The 16602-nt window shown below is 67.0% G+C and carries 13 protein-coding genes; 9 read left to right on the forward strand and 4 right to left on the reverse strand.

From position 1 onward, the window contains the following. Positions 1 to 89: 89 nt before the first annotated feature. The 3 genes from dnaE to nrdR all read left to right on the forward strand — a co-directional run bounded on the left by dnaE (position 90) and on the right by nrdR (position 5553). Entirely contained in the window at positions 90 to 3569 is a 3480-nt protein-coding gene (dnaE, locus tag AC5RVS_RS17755) for a DNA polymerase III subunit alpha (protein WP_494109133.1), read from the forward strand. A 34-nt stretch (positions 3570 to 3603) separates the two neighbouring features. Next, the gene (hisD, locus tag AC5RVS_RS17760) at positions 3604 to 4953 is read left to right on the forward strand and encodes a histidinol dehydrogenase (RefSeq protein ID WP_494109124.1); all 1350 of its coding nucleotides are present in this window, start codon (positions 3604 to 3606) and stop codon (positions 4951 to 4953) included. 99 nt (positions 4954 to 5052) lie between these two features. Continuing rightward, positions 5053 to 5553 (forward strand): transcriptional regulator NrdR, encoded by a 501-nt coding sequence (gene nrdR, locus AC5RVS_RS17765; RefSeq protein WP_493987460.1) that lies wholly within the window; start codon positions 5053 to 5055, stop codon positions 5551 to 5553. A gap of 75 nt (positions 5554 to 5628) precedes the next feature. Here the strand turns inward: nrdR and ppgK are convergent, their stop codons facing one another. Together ppgK and map are read right to left on the reverse strand one after the other, a co-directional pair. Further along, on the reverse strand, positions 5629 to 6447 hold the full coding sequence (ppgK, locus tag AC5RVS_RS17770) for a polyphosphate--glucose phosphotransferase (protein ID WP_493987459.1): 819 nt from the start codon (positions 6445 to 6447) through the stop codon (positions 5629 to 5631). Between the two features lie 89 nt (positions 6448 to 6536). Then, positions 6537 to 7415 carry a type I methionyl aminopeptidase gene (gene map, locus AC5RVS_RS17775; protein WP_494109125.1) on the reverse strand — a complete coding sequence of 293 codons (879 nt, stop codon included), beginning with the start codon at positions 7413 to 7415 and terminating at the stop codon, positions 6537 to 6539. A gap of 94 nt (positions 7416 to 7509) precedes the next feature. Between map and AC5RVS_RS17780 the strand changes: the two genes are divergently transcribed. Further along, positions 7510 to 7671 carry an SPOR domain-containing protein gene (locus tag AC5RVS_RS17780; protein ID WP_493967355.1) on the forward strand — a complete coding sequence of 54 codons (162 nt, stop codon included), beginning with the start codon at positions 7510 to 7512 and terminating at the stop codon, positions 7669 to 7671. Between the two features lie 79 nt (positions 7672 to 7750). Here the strand turns inward: AC5RVS_RS17780 and panB are convergent, their stop codons facing one another. Further along, positions 7751 to 8623, reverse strand: coding sequence for a 3-methyl-2-oxobutanoate hydroxymethyltransferase (gene panB / locus AC5RVS_RS17785; RefSeq protein ID WP_494109126.1), 873 nt, complete (start codon positions 8621 to 8623; stop codon positions 7751 to 7753). A 166-nt stretch (positions 8624 to 8789) separates the two neighbouring features. On the opposite strand from panB, the gene AC5RVS_RS17790 reads away from it, so the two are divergent. From AC5RVS_RS17790 to AC5RVS_RS17810, 5 genes are all read left to right on the forward strand, one after another. After that, a complete protein-coding gene (locus AC5RVS_RS17790; protein ID WP_493977944.1) occupies positions 8790 to 10130 on the forward strand; it encodes a glutamine synthetase family protein in 1341 nt (446 codons plus the stop codon). Positions 10131 to 10139: 9 nt separating this feature from the next. Further along, entirely contained in the window at positions 10140 to 13157 is a 3018-nt protein-coding gene (locus AC5RVS_RS17795) for a bifunctional [glutamine synthetase] adenylyltransferase/[glutamine synthetase]-adenylyl-L-tyrosine phosphorylase (RefSeq protein ID WP_494109127.1), read from the forward strand. A gap of 107 nt (positions 13158 to 13264) precedes the next feature. After that, the gene (locus tag AC5RVS_RS17800) at positions 13265 to 14731 is read left to right on the forward strand and encodes an amino acid ABC transporter substrate-binding protein/permease (RefSeq protein WP_494109128.1); all 1467 of its coding nucleotides are present in this window, start codon (positions 13265 to 13267) and stop codon (positions 14729 to 14731) included. Then, positions 14728 to 15456 (forward strand): amino acid ABC transporter ATP-binding protein, encoded by a 729-nt coding sequence (locus AC5RVS_RS17805; protein WP_493987454.1) that lies wholly within the window; start codon positions 14728 to 14730, stop codon positions 15454 to 15456. The genes AC5RVS_RS17800 and AC5RVS_RS17805 overlap by 4 nt, the downstream gene beginning before the upstream one ends. A gap of 123 nt (positions 15457 to 15579) precedes the next feature. After that, positions 15580 to 15912 carry a cupin domain-containing protein gene (locus AC5RVS_RS17810; protein WP_494109129.1) on the forward strand — a complete coding sequence of 111 codons (333 nt, stop codon included), beginning with the start codon at positions 15580 to 15582 and terminating at the stop codon, positions 15910 to 15912. A gap of 38 nt (positions 15913 to 15950) precedes the next feature. On the opposite strand, the gene AC5RVS_RS17815 is transcribed toward AC5RVS_RS17810, so the two are convergent. Further along, positions 15951 to 16148 carry a hypothetical protein gene (locus AC5RVS_RS17815; RefSeq protein ID WP_493987452.1) on the reverse strand — a complete coding sequence of 66 codons (198 nt, stop codon included), beginning with the start codon at positions 16146 to 16148 and terminating at the stop codon, positions 15951 to 15953. Positions 16149 to 16602: the final 454 nt, after the last annotated feature.

The following is a 16602-nucleotide window of genomic DNA, read 5'->3' on the forward strand; positions in this document are numbered from 1 at the left end:
GCACCTAGAATGAAACGGTGGCAGCAGTGACTTCATCCAAGACCGGCAACGATTCCTTCGTCCACCTTCACAACCACACCGAGTACTCGATGCTCGATGGTGCCGCGCGGCTGACCGACTTGTTCAGCCACGCCGACGAACTGGGCATGAACGCCGTGGCGACGACCGACCACGGGTTCGTTTTCGGCGCCTTCGATTTTTGGAACAAGGCCCGCAACGCAGGAATCAAGCCGATCGTCGGCGTTGAAGCGTACCTGACGCCCGGCACCGCCCGGGCAGACAAGACGCGCGTGCGGTGGGGCGACGGCGGGCGCAACGACGTCTCCGGCGCCGGCGCCTACACCCACATGACCATGTGGGCCGAGACCACCGAAGGCATGCACAACCTGTTCCGCGCCTCGTCGCTGGCCTCGCTGGAAGGCTACCTCTACAAGCCCCGGATGGACCGCGACCTGCTGCAGACCTACGGCAAGGGACTGATCGCCACCACCGGCTGCCCGTCCGGCGAGGTCCAGACCAAGCTGCGGCTGGGACTCTACGACGAGGCCAAGCAGGCCGCCTCCGATTTCCGGGACATCTTCGGCAAGGAAAACTTTTTCTGCGAGCTGATGGACCACGGCCTGGACATCGAGCGCAACGTGCAGGCCGACCTGCGGAAACTGGCCCGCGAACTCGGGCTGCCGTTCGTCGCCACCAACGACCTCCACTACACCCATGCCGAAGACGCCAAGTCGCACGCGGCGCTGCTGTGCGTGCAGTCCGGCTCGACGCTGGCCGACCCGAAGCGCTTCAAGTTCGACGCCGACGAGTTCTACCTGAAGTCCCCGGCGGAAATGCGGGCCATCTTCCGCGACGTGCCGGAGGCCTGCGACAACACGCTCCTGATCGCCGAGCGCTGCAACGTGGAGTTCAACACCAAGGCCTCCTACATGCCGCGCTTCCCGGTGCCGGAGGGGGAGAACGAGGAGTCCTGGTTCGTCAAGGAAGTCGAGAAGGGCCTGCACTACCGGTTCCCCCACGGGATTCCCGACGACGTGCGGAAGCAGGCCGAATATGAGATCGGCATCATCCTCCAGATGGGCTTCCCCGGCTACTTCCTGGTGGTCGCCGACTTCATCAACTGGTCGAAGGACCACGGCATCCGCGTCGGTCCGGGCCGCGGCTCCGGTGCCGGCTCCATGGTGGCCTACGCGATGCGCATCACCGACCTGAACCCGCTCAAGCACGGGCTGATCTTCGAGCGCTTCCTGAACCCGGACCGCGTCTCGATGCCCGACTTCGACGTCGACTTTGATGATCGGCGCCGTCCCGAAGTGATCAAGTACGTCACCGAGAAGTACGGCGACGACCGCGTCGCCATGATCGTTACCTACGGCACCATCAAGGCCAAGCAGGCGCTGAAGGACTCCTCCCGCGTCATGGGCTATCCGTTCTCCACCGGCGAGCGGCTGACCAAGGCGATGCCGCCGGACGTCATGGGCAAGGGCCTGACGCTGAAGGAAGTCCACGATCCCAACGCCAAGCGCTACGGCGAGGCCGAGGAGATGCGCGAACTGCTCAAGTCCGACCAGGAATCCGCGAAGGTCTTCGAAACCGCGCTGGGCCTGGAGGGGCTGAAGCGCCAATGGGGCGTGCACGCGGCCGGCGTCATCATGTCCTCGGAGCCGCTGATCGACATCATCCCGATCATGCGCCGGGAGCAGGACGGCCAGGTCATCACGCAGTTCGACTATCCCACCTGTGAAGGCCTCGGCCTGATCAAGATGGACTTCCTCGGCCTGCGCAACCTGACGATCATTACGGACGCCATCGAGAACATCAAGATGAACCAGGACATCGACCTGGACCTTGAAACGCTCGACCTCGACGACCGCCCGTCCTACGAACTGCTCGCCCGCGGCGATACCCTCGGCGTGTTCCAGCTCGACGGCGGCCCCATGCGGTCCCTGCTGAAGATGATGCGCCCAGACAACTTCGAAGACATCTCCGCCGTCATCGCGTTGTACCGGCCGGGTCCGATGGGCGCGAACTCGCACACCAACTACGCCCTGCGCAAGACCGGCGTCCAGGAAATCACCCCGATCCATCCGGAGCTGGAAGAGCCGCTGCGGGAAATCCTGGATACCACCTACGGCCTGATCGTGTACCAGGAACAGGTGATGGCGATCGCGCAGAAAGTGGCCGGCTTCTCGCTGGGCCAGGCTGACATCCTGCGCCGCGCCATGGGCAAGAAGAAAAAGTCCGAGCTGGACAAGCAGTATGCGGGCTTCCACCAAGGCATGGTGGACCGCGGCTACTCCGAGGCAGCAGTCAAGGCGCTGTGGGACATCCTGCTGCCCTTCTCCGACTACGCGTTCAACAAGGCGCACTCGGCCGCCTACGGCCTGGTGTCCTACTGGACGGCCTACCTGAAGGCGCACTACCCGGCCGAATACATGGCCGCCCTGCTCACCTCCGTCGGCGACGACAAGGACAAGCTGGCGCTGTACCTGAACGAATGCCGGCACATGGGCATCACCGTGCTGCCGCCGGATGTGAACGAGTCGGCGCTGAACTTCACCCCCGTCGGCACGGACATCCGCTTCGGCATGGGCGCCATCCGCAACGTCGGAGCCAACGTCGTGCACGCCATGGTGGCCGCACGCGACGAGAAGGGCAACTTCGCCAGCTTCAGCGACTTCCTGCAGAAGGTCCCGGCCGTGGTGTGCAACAAGCGCACCATCGAATCGCTGGTCAAGGCCGGCGCGTTCGACTCGCTGGGCCATCCGCGCCGCGCCCTCGCCATGATCCACGAAGAAGCGGTGGACTCGGTCATCGTGCTCAAGCGCAACGAGGCGGCCAACCAGTTCGACCTCTTCAGCGCGTTCGACGACGGCGGCGAAACCGCCGGGGGGCTCTCGATCGACGTGCCGGACCTGCCCGAGTGGGACAAGAAGGACAAGCTCGCGTTCGAGCGCGACATGCTCGGCCTGTATGTCTCCGACCACCCCCTGCAGGGGCTGGACGGGATCCTGAGCCAGCACGCGGATATGTCCATCACGTCGGTGATCGGGGAAGACGGCCCGCCGGACGGGCAGATCATCACCATCGCGGGCATGATCACGTCGCTGCAGCGCCGGATCGCCAAGAACAGCGGCAACGCCTACGCCCGCGCCGAGGTCGAGGACCTGGGCGGTTCGATGGAAGTAATGTTCTTCGGGCAGGCCTATGCGCCGATCGCCACCGTGCTCGCGGAAGACCTGATCGTGGTGGTCCGCGGCCGGCTGCAGCGCCGCGACGACGGTGCCGTCACGCTGAATGCGCAGGAACTCACCGTGCCGGACCTGAGCGACGGGCACTCCGGGCCGGTCGTGATTTCGATGGCGAGCTTCAAGGCCACCGAGTCGGTGGTCACCGCGCTGGGCGACGTGCTGCGCACCCATCCGGGCACCACCGAGGTGCAGGTGCGGCTGAACGGCTCGCGCAAGGTCGAGGTGATGAAGCTCGGCGTGGACCTGCGGGTCAATCCGAACCCCTCCCTGTTCGGCGACCTCAAAGTCCTGCTGGGGCCCGCCTGCCTGGATGCCTGACCAGGCGGCGGTGCCGGGTCAGTAGAATGGGTGGGTGACTTCTGCAGCCTCGGCCAACACCTTCACCGATTTCCCCACCCTGGACCTGCGCGGCCGCCGGCTCGGCAGCGCCGAACTCAAGGCGGCCATGCCGCGCGCGGAGACCACCTTCGACGCCGCCACCGGCGCCGTAGAAGAGATCATCGGACAGGTGCGGTCGGGCGGGTTCGCCGCCTTGGCGGAACTCGCCCGCCGGTTCGACGGGGTGGAGCAACTGCATCCCCGGGTGCCTGCCGCGGCGCTGGACGAGGCCCTGGAACAGCTGGATCCGCAGGTCCGTGCCGGCCTGGAGGAGTCGATCGCGCGCGCCCGGCGCTTCGCCGCGGCGCAAAAGCCGGGGGACACCGACGTCGAGCTCGGTGACGGAGCGGTGGTGACGCACAAGTGGATCCCGGTGAACCGGGTGGGGCTGTACGTCCCCGGCGGGCTGGCGGTGTACCCGTCATCGGTCGTCATGAACGTGGTTCCCGCCCAGGCCGCCGGCGTGGTGTCCATCGCCCTGGCGTCGCCGCCGCAGAAAGACTTCGGCTCGCTCCCGCACCCGACGATCCTGGCCGCCGCCAAGCTGCTGGGCATCGACGAGGTGTACGCCATCGGCGGCGCGCAGGCGGTTGCCGCGTTCGCCTACGGCGCGCCCGGGAACGAGCACGGCCCCGCGCTGGAGCCCGTCGACGTCGTCACCGGACCCGGCAATGTCTTCGTGGCCACGGCCAAGAGGCTGGTCAAGAGTGTGGTGGGAATCGACGCCGAGGCCGGCACCACCGAGATCGCCATCCTGGCCGACGAGACGGCCAATCCGGCGTTCGTGGCCGCCGACCTCATCAGCCAGGCCGAGCACGACCCGCATGCGGCCTCCGTGCTGATCACGGCTTCGGAGGAACTCGCGGAAGCAGTGCGCCGGGAACTCGGCGAGCAGATCCCCCGGACCAAGCACTCCGCCCGCGTCCGCGAGGCGCTCTCCGGCCCGCAGTCGGGGACCATCCTGGTGGACGGGCTGGAACAGGGCATCGCCGTCTGCGATGCCTACGCCGCCGAGCACCTGGAGATCCAGACCGCCGACGCGGCCGCGGTAGCCGCCCGGATCCGCAACGCCGGAGCGATCTTCGTGGGCGACTACAGCCCGGTGAGCCTGGGCGACTACTGCGCCGGCTCCAACCACGTGCTGCCCACCAGCGGCACCGCCACCTTCGCCAGCGGCCTTAACGTGACGACCTTCCTGCGTGCCGTCCAGGTGGTCAACTACGGCAGCAACGCGCTGCGGGAGGTGAGCGGGCATATCGCCGCGCTGGCCCGCGCCGAGGACCTCCCGGCCCATGGCGACGCCGTGGCCATCCGGTTCGCCTGAGCCGGCCCAACCCCAACATGTAGTAATGACAGTCTTGTAATTCACCTAGATATGGTTCTAGGATGAATGAGTTGGCTGTCCCGAGGGAAGGAGTGTGGCGTGTACTGTCCGTTCTGCCGCAACTCCGATTCCCGGGTGGTGGACAGCCGGCTGACCGACGACGGTTCGGCGATCCGGCGGCGCCGCCAGTGCCCGGCCTGCGGGCGCCGCTTCACCACCGTGGAGACCACCAGCCTCAGCGTGATCAAGCGCTCCGGTGTCAGCGAGCCGTTCAGCCGGACCAAGGTCGTCAACGGCGTGCGCAAGGCTTGCCAGGGCCGTCCCGTGACGGAGGACGACCTGGCCATGCTGGCCCAGGAGGTCGAAGAGTCTGTCCGCGCCAGCGGCGCCGCGGAAATCGACGCGCATGAGGTGGGCCTGGCCATTCTGGGCCCGCTGAAGAAGCTGGACCTGATTGCCTACCTGCGGTTTGCCAGTGTCTACCAGGGCTACGAATCGCTGGAGGATTTTGAATCCGCCATCGACCAGCTGCGCCACGACGCGAGCAGGAACGGCCAACAGGGGCCGGAAGGCCGGCAACGGCCGTTGACAGCGCAGTAGCGCGACCAAGACTCCGGTGGCGGCTGCGGAGGGGAAGCCGAGGCCGCCACCGGCACCAACCAACCGGTTGCCGACCTACTTGGCGAAGCCGAAGTGCAGGGCCGCCTGCAGGGCCGCCCCCACGATGCCGGCGTTGTTGCGCAGCTGGGCCGGGATGATCGGCGTGGCGAGCTGAAGCCGGGGCAGGAAGTCCTCGCTCCGTTTGGAAATGCCGCCGCCGATGATGAACATCTCCGGCGAGAACAGGAATTCGACGTGCGAAAAGTACCGCTGCAGGCGCTGCGAATACTCCGCCCAGTCCAGGCCGTCGCGTTCGCGCGCCGCGGCTGAAGCCTTCGACTCGGCGTCGTGCCCGTCCAGCTCCAGATGGCCCAATTCGGCGTTCGGCACCAGCTTGCCGTCGAAGATGAACGCCGACCCGATTCCGGTGCCCAAGGTGATGACCAGGACGGTCCCCTTCACCCCCGCACCCGCGCCATAACGGGCCTCCGCCAGCCCGGCCGCGTCGGCGTCGTTCATCACCTGGACGGGGCGGGACATCCGGTGCGTGAGCAGCGCGTCGACGTCGGTTCCGATCCAGCGCGCGTCCACGTTGGCCGCCGACCGTGCGATCCCGTGGCGGATAATGGCGGGGAACGTCACCCCCACCGGGCGGTCGGGCTCGGGGCCTTCCGGCCGGGCACTGAGTTCTTTGACGATGCGCGCGACGACGTCGGCCACGGCCTCCGGACTGGACGGACGGGGCGTGTCATAGCGGATGCGGTCGCCGACCAGGACGCCCTTTTTGAGGTCGACGATGCCGCCCTTGATACCGGTTCCGCCGATATCGATGCCGATCGCCGACCGGGCTGCCCGCTTGGCTGCCTTCTTGACCACAGTGTCCCGGGTCGCCATGCCACCTCCGTGCTCGCTCAGGCCCGGCGTGCCTCGCCGGACTACCGGAAGCCTACCCGCTGTGCCCGGCGGTGTCAGGCCGCGAAGGGCTAGGGGAGGGTAAGGATTTCCGCTCCGGTATCGGTGACTACCAGCGTGTGCTCGAACTGGGCGGTCCGCCTCCGGTCCTTGGTGACAACCGTCCAGTTGTCGTCCCACATCTCCCACTCGATGGTGCCCAAGGTCAGCATCGGCTCGATGGTGAAGACCATGCCCGGCTCGATCGCCCGGCTGTAGGCCGGGGCGGCATCGTAGTGCGGGATGATCAGGCCGGTGTGGAAGGCCTCGCCGACGCCATGGCCGGTGAAGTCACGGACCACACCGTAGCCGAAACGCTTGGCGTAGGACTCGATGGTCCTGCCGATGACATTGATTTCCCGTCCCGGGGCCACGGCCTTGATGCCGCGGCGCAGCGATTCCTGGGTGCGCTCGACCAGCAGGCGCGACTCTTCATCGACGTCGCCGACCAGGAAGGTGTAGTTCGTGTCCCCGTGGACGCCGTCCAGGTACGCGGTGATATCGATGTTGATGATGTCGCCGTCCTGCAGCACGGTGGTGTCCGGGATGCCGTGGCAGATCACTTCATTCAGCGAGGAACAGATCGACTTGGGGAAGCCGCGGTAGCCGAGGCAGGACGGATACGCATGGTGGTCCAGCAGGAATTCATGGCCGATCCGGTCCAACTCGTCGGTGGTCACCCCCGGTTCGATGTGCTTGCCGACCTCCACGATGGCCTGCGCAGCGATTCGTCCCGCGGTGCGGATTTTCTCGATGGTCTCCGGCGTCTTGACCTCCGAACCCGTGAACTTGGCCGGCGCCGGCTTCCACGCGTATTCGGGCCGGGCGATCGACGGGGGAACGGGCAATGGGGGGCTGACGGTGCCTTGAACGAGGGTTCCGACGGGTGCTGTTGCTGCGTTGTGGGGCATAGTATCGATCATATAGGTGCTGCAGAGGTGCCCGACAGCGAGGCTGCGACAGCCTTCGAACGCTGCCGGGCGCCGTCAACGTAAGGAGGCCTGCATGGCGGATTTCTGGTACAACGTGGTCACCCACCAGGTGGAAGTGGGCGCCCAGTCCGACTGGACCCAGTTGATCGGCCCCTACGAGACCCGCGAAGAAGCCGAGCACGCGTTGGAGAAGGTGCAGCGGCGCAACGAGGAGTGGGACGCGGAGGACGACTGATCCTGCCGGCGCCCGTTCGACTGATCCTGCCGGCGCCCGGTCCCGGACGCGGGCGTCCGCGAACTGAAGGCCGCGGCGCCTAGAAGGAGTGCTCCGGGCCGGGGAACGCGCCGTCCTGGACATCCGAGCGGAAGGCGGCGGCGGCGTCGGAAATGATGGTGCGCACGTCCGCATACTGTTTGACGAACTTCGCCATCTTGCCGCCGCGCAGGCCGACCATGTCCTGCCAGACCAGGACCTGGCCGGTGGTCGACGGCCCGGCACCGATCCCGATCGTGGGAACACGCAGGGCCTGGTCCACCTTGGCGGCTGCCTCGGCCGGCACCATCTCCATGAGCACCGCGAAGGCCCCGGCTGCTTCCAGTGCCAGGGCGTCGTCAATGAGCCGCTCGGCGTCGTCGCCGCGGCCCTGCACCCGGTAACCGCCCAGCGCATGTTCGCTCTGCGGGGTGAAGCCGATGTGCGCCAGCACCGGAACACCGGCCTGCACCATGGCCCGGACGGTCTCCGCATAGTAGGCGCCGCCCTCCATCTTCACCGCATGGACGCCGGTTTCCTTCAGGAAGCGCACGGAAGTTTCCACCGCCTGCGCCGGCGACACCTCGTAGCTGCCGAAGGGCAGGTCGGCAACGACGAACGCGCTGCGGGCCGAGCGGGCCACCGCCCGGCAGAGCGGCAGCATCTCGTCCACCGTGATCGGCAGGGACGTCTCGTTGCCCAGGACGTTGTTGGACGCCGAATCGCCGATCAGCAGCACCTCGATGCCGGCAGCGTCGAAGATCTCCGCGGTGTACTGGTCGTACGCCGTAAGCATGGCGAAGCGCCGGCCCTCGTCCTTGGCCTGCTGCAGGTGGTGGATGCGGGTGCGGCGCGCCGGGCGGGAAGCCGATGCCGCCGCCGACGTGCCGTAAGGAGCCGGCTGTTCTGCACCGGAAGACTGTGAAGTGGGCATGTGATAGAGCCTAATCCTCAGGCGTCCGCTTCCTCCACTGCGACGCGGACGCGTTACCGGGGCGCCAACTTCGGTTGTGCTGCCAGTAGGCTAAAGGGAAGCAGACCACGGCAGGCTTTGGCATGCAGTTTTGGATGCAGGGCCCGGACTCAGCGAAAGGCAGCACATGGACCGTCAGCAGGAATTCGTCCTCCGTACCATCGAGGAACGGGACGTGCGGTTTGTCCGGCTCTGGTTCACGGACATCGTCGGGTCGCTGAAATCCGTGGCGCTGGCCCCTGCCGAGGTCGAAGGCGCCTTCGAGGAAGGCCTCGGTTTCGACGGCTCCTCGATCGAAGGCCTGGCCCGGGTCTTCGAGTCCGACATGCTGGTCCAGCCGGATCCCACCACGTTCCAGATCCTGCCATGGCGGGGCGAAGCGGAGCAGACATCCCGGATGTTCTGCGACGTGCTCACCCCCGACGGCGAACCCTCCACCGCCGACCCGCGGAACGTGCTCAAACGGACGCTGGGCAAAGCCGCGGAGATGGGCTTTACCTGCTACACCCATCCCGAAATCGAGTTCTACCTGCTCAAGTCCGACCAGTTGGGTCCGGACGGGGTCCCGGTACCCGTGGACCACGCCGGGTATTTCGACCACGTGCCCGGTGGCGTTGCCCAGGACTTCCGCCGCACCGCGGTGACGATGCTGGAAAACGTGGGCATCTCGGTGGAGTTCAGCCACCACGAGGACGGCCCCGGCCAGAACGAAATCGACCTTCGTTACGCCGATGCCCTGCAGACCGCGGACAACATCATGACCTTCCGCACGGTGGTCAAGGAAGTGGCGTTGATGGAGGGCATCTACGCCACCTTCATGCCCAAGCCGTTCTCCGACCACCCCGGCTCCGGCATGCACACCCACTTTTCGTTGTTCGAGGGCGACTCGAACGCATTTTTCGAAGCCGGTGCCGAGTTCCAGCTCTCCAAGACCGCGCGCCAGTTCATGGCCGGGATCCTGCGCCATGCGCCCGAATTCACCGCCGTCACCAACCAGTTCGTGAACTCCTACAAGCGCCTGTGGGGCGGGGGAGAGGCACCCAGCTACGTGTCCTGGGGCCACAACAACCGGTCGGCGCTGCTGCGGGTGCCGTTGTACAAGCCGAGCAAGGGCCAATCCGCCCGGGTGGAATACCGGGGCATTGACTCGGCGGCCAATCCGTACCTGTCCTACGCGGTGCTGCTGGGCGCCGGGCTCAAGGGCATCGAGGAGGGCTACGAGTTGCCGCCGGCCGCCGAGGACGACGTATGGAGCCTGAGCACCGCCGAACGTCGGGCCATGGGCCTGGACCCGCTGCCGTCCAGCCTGCACGACGCCATCCGCACCATGGAGGAGTCGGAGCTGGTGGCCGGGATCCTGGGCGAGCAGGTGTACGAGATTTTCCTGCGCAACAAGCGGGCCGAGTGGCACGACTACCGGCTGCAGGTCACCCCGCACGAGCTGAAGCGCAACATCGGAATCCTCTAGGGCGGGGACGTGCTGACGAACCGGCGGTTGATCGCCCGAGGGTTCCACGACCTGGAGCGCAGCACCCGGTTCCTCCAGGCCAAGGAATTGTCCGGCATTAGCCAGGACCGGCTGGAGGCCGGGTTCGCGTTCAGCGCCGACCCGGACCAGGCACTGGTGTCACTGGTGCGGCTGCTGGAGAAGAACCCGACCCTGGCCGACGTCATCAACATGGGCGGAGACGGCAGCGAAGCCCTGTTCCGGCTGCTCGGGGCTTCGGAGGCCCTGGCAGACTTCCTGCTCCGCCGGCCGGAGCACCTGGACGTCCTCGACACGGATATAGGACCGGAACCCGGCCGGGTGCCGGCGTCCCGGCTGCGCAGCTCGCTGCTCCGGTCCGTCGGGGCGGACCCGTTGGCGGGACAACCGGTCGCCTCCTTGTCGGGCAAGGACGCCTACGTCGCCCTGCGGAGCACGTACCGCCGGCACCTGTCCGCACTGGCGATCCGCGACCTCTCCGCAGCCTCCCCGGTCGATTTCCTGCCGGACGCCGCCCGGGAACTGGCGGACCTGGCCGCGGCCGCGCTGGACGCCGGGCTGGCGGTGGCCCGGGCCGAAGCAGCGGAACGGTACGGCACCGATGACGTCGCGGCGGTGCGGCTGGCCATCATCGGCATGGGAAAGTGCGGGGCCGGCGAACTGAACTATATTTCCGACGTCGACGTGGTCTACGTCGTGGAAGCCGACGGACTCGCGGACGGCGATGCCGGGGCGATCGGCGCGGCGCTGGCCACCGGAACGGCCCGCGCCATCAACTCACCCGGCCCCGAGCCCGGGCTCTGGGAAGTCGACGCCAACCTGCGCCCGGAGGGCAAGGACGGACCGCTGGTCCGCACGCTGGACTCGCACCTGACGTACTACCGGCGTTGGGCGCAGAGCTGGGAGTTCCAGGCGCTCCTGAAGGCCCGGGCCGTGGCCGGGGACCCCGGGCTGGGCCGCCGGTACGAGGAAGCGGTGTCGCCGCTGGTGTGGTCCTCGTCGGAACGGGAAGGGTTCGTCGAGTCGGTGCAGGCCATGCGCCGCCGGGTCACCGAAAACATTCCGGCCCACGAGCGCGGCCGCCAGATCAAGCTGGGCCGCGGCGGGCTGCGCGACGTCGAATTCACGGTCCAATTGCTGCAGCTGGTGCATGCCCGGGTGGACGATTCCATCCGCCAGCGTGACACGACGTCGGCCATCGCCGCGTTGAGCGCGGCGGGCTACATCTCGCGCGCCGACGCGCAGGAATTTGACGAAGCCTACCGGTACCTGCGCGTGCTGGAGCACCGGATCCAGCTGGTGAACCTGCGCCGGACCCACTTGATGCCCGACGACGAGCAGGCGCAGCGCGTGCTGGCCAAAGCCGCGCAGGGGGCGCTGCTCGAGAGGCGTCCGGCGCCGGCCGAGATGCTGGAGAAGTGGCAGCAGACCAAGCGCCGGGTGCGGGCGCTGCATGAACGCATCTTCTACCGGCCGCTGTTGGCGGCCGCCTCCAACCTGAGCCTGGACGAGGTGCGGCTGACCCCGGAAGCGGCACAGGGCCGGCTGGCCGCGCTGGGCTACCAAGATCCGCGTGGTGCGATGCGTCATATCGAGGCCCTGACCGGCGGGGTCAGCAGGAAGGCGTTGCTGCAGCGCCAGCTGCTTCCGGTCTTGCTGGAATGGATCGCGTCCGGCGTGGACCCGGACGCGGGCCTGCTGGGCTTCCGCCGGTTGAGCGAACGCCTGGGAGACTCCCACTGGTACCTGGGCATGCTGCGGGACTCAAGCTCGGCTGCCGAACGCCTGTGCCACATTCTTTCCAGCAGCCGCTTCATCACGGACCTGCTGGAGGTTTCGCCGGAGTCCACGGCCTGGCTGGGCACCGACAAGGACCTCGTACCGCTCAGCTTCGACGCCCAGTGGCAGGAAATCCGGTCCAAGATGTCCCGCCATCCGGTGCCCGAAGAGGCCATCCGGCTGATCCGGCTGATCCGCCGCCGGGAAACGCTGCGCATCGCGCTCGCCGACTCCTCCGGGCTGCTGGACCAGTCCCAGGTCGGCGCCGCCCTGGCGGACGCCGACCGCGCCGCCGTGCTCGGCGCACTCCATGTGGCGGAAACCTCCGTGCTGGAGTCCGAGGAACGGCTGACGGCCCTGCTGGTGGTGGCCATGGGCCGACAGGGCGGACGCGAAATCAGCTACGGCTCGGATGCCGACGTCATGTACGTGCACCGGCCGTTGCCGGGGGCCGACCCCGGCCGGGCCCAGCAGCAGGCGGAGCGCATCGTCACGCGGATCTCTCCCCTCCTGAAGCAGCCCTGCACGCCTCCGGTGCTGGCCGAACGGGTGCTCGAAGTGGACGCGGCGCTGCGGCCGGAAGGCAAGAACGGGCCGATGGTGCGCTCGCTGGACTCCTACCGCGAGTACTACCAACGCTGGTCCCTGGTCTGGGAGGCCCAGGCCTTGCTGCGCGCCCGGCCAATGGCCGGAGACGACAACCTGGCGGACGAGTTCATTGCGCTCGTGGATGCGATCCGTTACCCGGACGGGCTCGGAAGCGATCAGGTGCGCGAGATCCGGCGGATCAAGGCGCGGGTGGAATCGGAGCGGCTCCCGCGTGGCGCCGATCCAGCCCGCCATTTGAAGCTGGGCCGCGGGGGACTCAGCGATGTGGAGTGGCTGGTCCAGCTGCTGCAGCTGGAGCACGCCCGGAAGCTCCCGGAGCTGCGCACCACCAACACGCTCGAAGCGCTTTCCGCCATCGGAGCCGCCGGGTTGCTCCCGGGGGACGACGCCGCCACGCTCGGCCGAAGCTGGAGCCTTGCCACGCGGATCCGGTCGGCCAATGTGATCTGGGCGGGCAAGAACTCCGACGTGTTGCCCGTCTCGCGCAGGGACCTGGAAGCGGTGGCACGCTGGTGCGGGTACGAGCCCGGGAACGCTGCGGCGATCGAGGAAGACTACCTGCGCCTCACCCGGCGCGCCCGGGCCATCTTCGAGCGCTACTTCTACGGTTACGGCACCTAGCCTCCCGGACGCCAAGTGGTGCCGCCGGTCGCCGGTCTGTACCCTCATTGAGGATCTTTTGCGCCTTGTACAGGCGTGCCCTGAAACAAATCTAGGAGCTGTTTAGTTTGCACACCCTCCAACGCACCGGGCTGGGACGGCGCCTGCTGGCCCTGACCGGGCTGCTGGCGGTGCTCTCGCTGGTCTTCGGCGGCAACGCGGCCGCGGCTGCGGCCCAGGCGCCGCAGAGCGCCAGCGGCAAGAGCTACGTCATCGGTACCGACACGACGTTCGCGCCCTTCGAGTTCCGCCAGGGCGGCGAACTGGTCGGCATCGACATGGACCTGCTGCGGGCGATCGCCGAGAACCAGGGCTTCGAGGTGGAAATCCGTTCGCTCGGGTTCGACGCCGCCCTGCAGGCCCTGCAGTCCAACCAGGTGGATGGGGTCATTGCCGGCATGTCCATCACGGACGAACGCCGGCAGGTCTTCGACTTCTCCGACCCGTACTTCGACTCGGGCGTGCAGATGGCCGTGGCGCAGAGCAACAACGAGATCACGTCGTACGAGGACCTCGCGGGCGAGACAGTCGCGGTCAAGCGCGGCAGCGAGGGTGAAGCTTTCGCCGACTCCATCGCCGAAGAGTACGGGTTCACGGTCAAGCCGCTGGACCAGTCGGCCACGATGTACGACGACGTCAAGGCCGGCAACTCCGTGGCAGTCTTCGATGACTACCCGGTGCTGGCCTACGGCATAGCCCAGAACAACGGGCTGAAGGCCGTCACGGAGAAGGAACGCGGAAGTTCCTACGGCTTCGCGGTCAACAAGGATCAGAATCCCGAACTGATCCGGGCCTTCAACGCCGGCCTGGCCGAACTCAAGGCCAGCGGCGAATACCAGCAGATCCTGGACAAGTACCTCGCCTCGCCGGAGACCGCCGGGAAGAGCAGCTTCTGGCAGCTGCTGACAGACAGCCTCCCCGCCCTGATGAAGGGCCTGGGGCTCACGCTGTTCGCCACGGCGCTGTCCATCCTCATCGCCCTGGTCCTGGGCGTCGCCTTCGGGTTCCTGAAGGTATCCCGCCGGATCGTGCTGCGCGGGATCGCGACCACCTATGTGGGCATCTTCCGCGGCACGCCGCTGCTGGTCCAGGCGTTCTTCTTCTACTTCGGCCTGCCGCAGCTGACCGGCGCGCCGATCGACGTCCTCACCGCAGGCGTGCTGACCCTGAGCCTGAACGCCGGCGCCTACATGACGGAGATCGTCCGCGGCGGCATCCAGTCCGTGGATCCAGGCCAGATGGAAGCCAGCCGCAGCCTGGGCCTCGGCTACGTCAAATCCATGCAGAAGGTCGTGATCCCGCAGGCGGTCAAGATCATGACCCCCAGCTTCATCAACCAGTTCGTCATCACCCTCAAGGACAGCTCCCTGCTGGCGGTCATCGGTTTCGCCGAACTGACCTACCAGGGCCAGCAGATCTACGCCTCCAACTTCCGCACCGGCGAAACCCTGCTGATCGTGGCGGCGCTGTACTTCGTGGTGATCACCGCGCTGATCAAGCTTTCCAACATCCTGGATAAGAGGTTCAACAAGTGAGCAAGATTCACGTCGCCGGACTGAAAAAGAGCTTTGGCAGCAACGAGGTCCTCAAGGGCCTCGACGTCGAGGTGGCCGAAGGCGAAGTCGTCTGCGTGATCGGGCCGTCCGGCTCGGGCAAGTCGACCTTCCTGCGCTGCCTGAACAAGCTGGAGGACATCAGCGGGGGAACCGTGGTCGTCGACGGTTTCGACCTGACCGACCCGAAGGTCGACCTGGACAAGGTACGCCAGCACATCGGCATGGTCTTCCAGCACTTCAACTTGTTCCCGCACAAGTCAGTGCTGGAGAACATCATGCTGGCCCCGGTGGAGCTTAAGAAGCTCGGCAAGGCCGAAGCACGGAACAAGGCCCTGGAACTGCTGGAGAGGGTCGGGCTGTCCGAGAAAGCCGACGCCCGCCCGGCCCAGCTCTCCGGCGGGCAGAAGCAGCGCGTCGCCATCGCGCGGGCACTGGCCATGAACCCCGACATCATGCTCTTCGACGAGGCTACCAGCGCCCTGGACCCGGAAATGGTGGGGGAGGTGCTGCAGGTCATCAAGGATCTGGCGGCGGAAGGCATGACGATGGTGGTGGTCACCCACGAGATGGGCTTCGCCCGCGAAGTCTCCGACCGCGTCATCTTCATGGCCGACGGCTACATCGTAGAAGAAGGCAGGCCGGAGGCACTCTTCGGCGCTCCGCAGCAGGCACGTACCCAGGACTTCCTGGCCAAGGTCCTCTGACCGGCCGACGGCGGTGCGCCTCAGCGCGGGGGCGCCGCCGTCGGGCCCCGCCCCGCCGGTGTGGCCCGGAACAGGGTGCCGGGTTAGGCTGAGGCCGGAACCCAACCGAAGGAGGCGCCGGACATGACCGACATCGATGTGCTTGGACGCGAACACCTGGCCGTGGCCGTCGGAGCCCCGCACGGACGCAGTGCCGCCTTGGTGGCCCAGGACGGTCCGTTGCGCCAGACGGTGTTGGCGTTGAAGGCAGGCGCGGAGCTGGGGGAGCACAACGCTCCGCTGGCCGGCACGCTGCTGGTCCTGGAAGGGGCGGTCACCGTGGTGTCCGCGTCCGGCCGCATGGCCGTCAACGAGAACCAGCTCGCCGTGATCCCGCAGGAGCGGCACTCGGTGGAGGCGTCCGAGGACTCGGTTTTCCTGCTGACCGCCGTCACCGAGACGCGCGGGGACGGCTGAGCGGCGCGCCGTGCCTTACCCGCGCAGCTAGCCGTTCCTTACCCGCGCAGCGCGCTGCGGATGATCGCGACGACTCCCGCGAACAGCAGCGCGGTGGCGGTCAGCACCAGCGAATAGGCGACTCCGACGCGCAGGATGACCAGAAACAGCAAAAAGGTGACGGCAGCGCCGATGAGCGCGGCCCTGACCGGTCGCGGCGTCCGGCTTTGAGGTGCGGGCCCCCCGCTCTCGCCCATAGGGTTCATTTTGCCATGCCTCGACGTTTCAGCCGAGGCATCCGAAACATGGGCGCCACCGAGGTGAGTGAAACCCGGGCCTTGGTGCGCATTTGACGCCTACCCGGCCCACCCCGCGGTCGACACAGTAAAGGGTGTCGCTACTACCGACATCCTTGGGCAGCAGTGAATGCTGGCATCCAGTCCGTACAGCCATTCCATCGCGCTTCAAAGTTCAGGGTGTTTGGGGTCTTTTCCCCTTTCTCGCCAGTATTCGTCCCGCTGGCGGAGAACAAAACGTGACAGCAGAACGATGGAAATCATCGTGAGCGCCGCCTGGAGGCCGAGTAGTAGCCAACTCCATGGCTCAACGAAGGAGGCTCATCGGAATCGAGAGTGTAATTGAGGTCTGAATCCTCCGGTTTCGAGCAATGACCGCGCGATGTAATTGGTGAGGTTGCGGAATCCGAGGGCT

This window comes from Arthrobacter sp. Y3221048 (assembly GCF_059092685.1).

Bases quoted from the DNA above. Each gene is read 5' to 3' on its own strand.
- dnaE (WP_494109133.1), top strand. From the start codon at position 90: ATGCTCGATGGTGCCGCGCGGCTGACCGACTTGTTCAGCCACGCCGAC.
- ppgK (WP_493987459.1), bottom strand. From the start codon at position 6,447: ATGGCGACCCGGGACACTGTGGTCAAGAAGGCAGCCAAGCGGGCAGCC.
- map (WP_494109125.1), bottom strand. From the start codon at position 7,415: ATGCCCCACAACGCAGCAACAGCACCCGTCGGAACCCTCGTTCAAGGC.
- AC5RVS_RS17780 (WP_493967355.1), top strand. From the start codon at position 7,510: ATGGCGGATTTCTGGTACAACGTGGTCACCCACCAGGTGGAAGTGGGC.
- panB (WP_494109126.1), bottom strand. From the start codon at position 8,623: ATGCCCACTTCACAGTCTTCCGGTGCAGAACAGCCGGCTCCTTACGGC.
- AC5RVS_RS17790 (WP_493977944.1), top strand. From the start codon at position 8,790: ATGGACCGTCAGCAGGAATTCGTCCTCCGTACCATCGAGGAACGGGAC.
- AC5RVS_RS17810 (WP_494109129.1), top strand. From the start codon at position 15,580: ATGACCGACATCGATGTGCTTGGACGCGAACACCTGGCCGTGGCCGTC.
- AC5RVS_RS17815 (WP_493987452.1), bottom strand. From the start codon at position 16,148: ATGGGCGAGAGCGGGGGGCCCGCACCTCAAAGCCGGACGCCGCGACCG.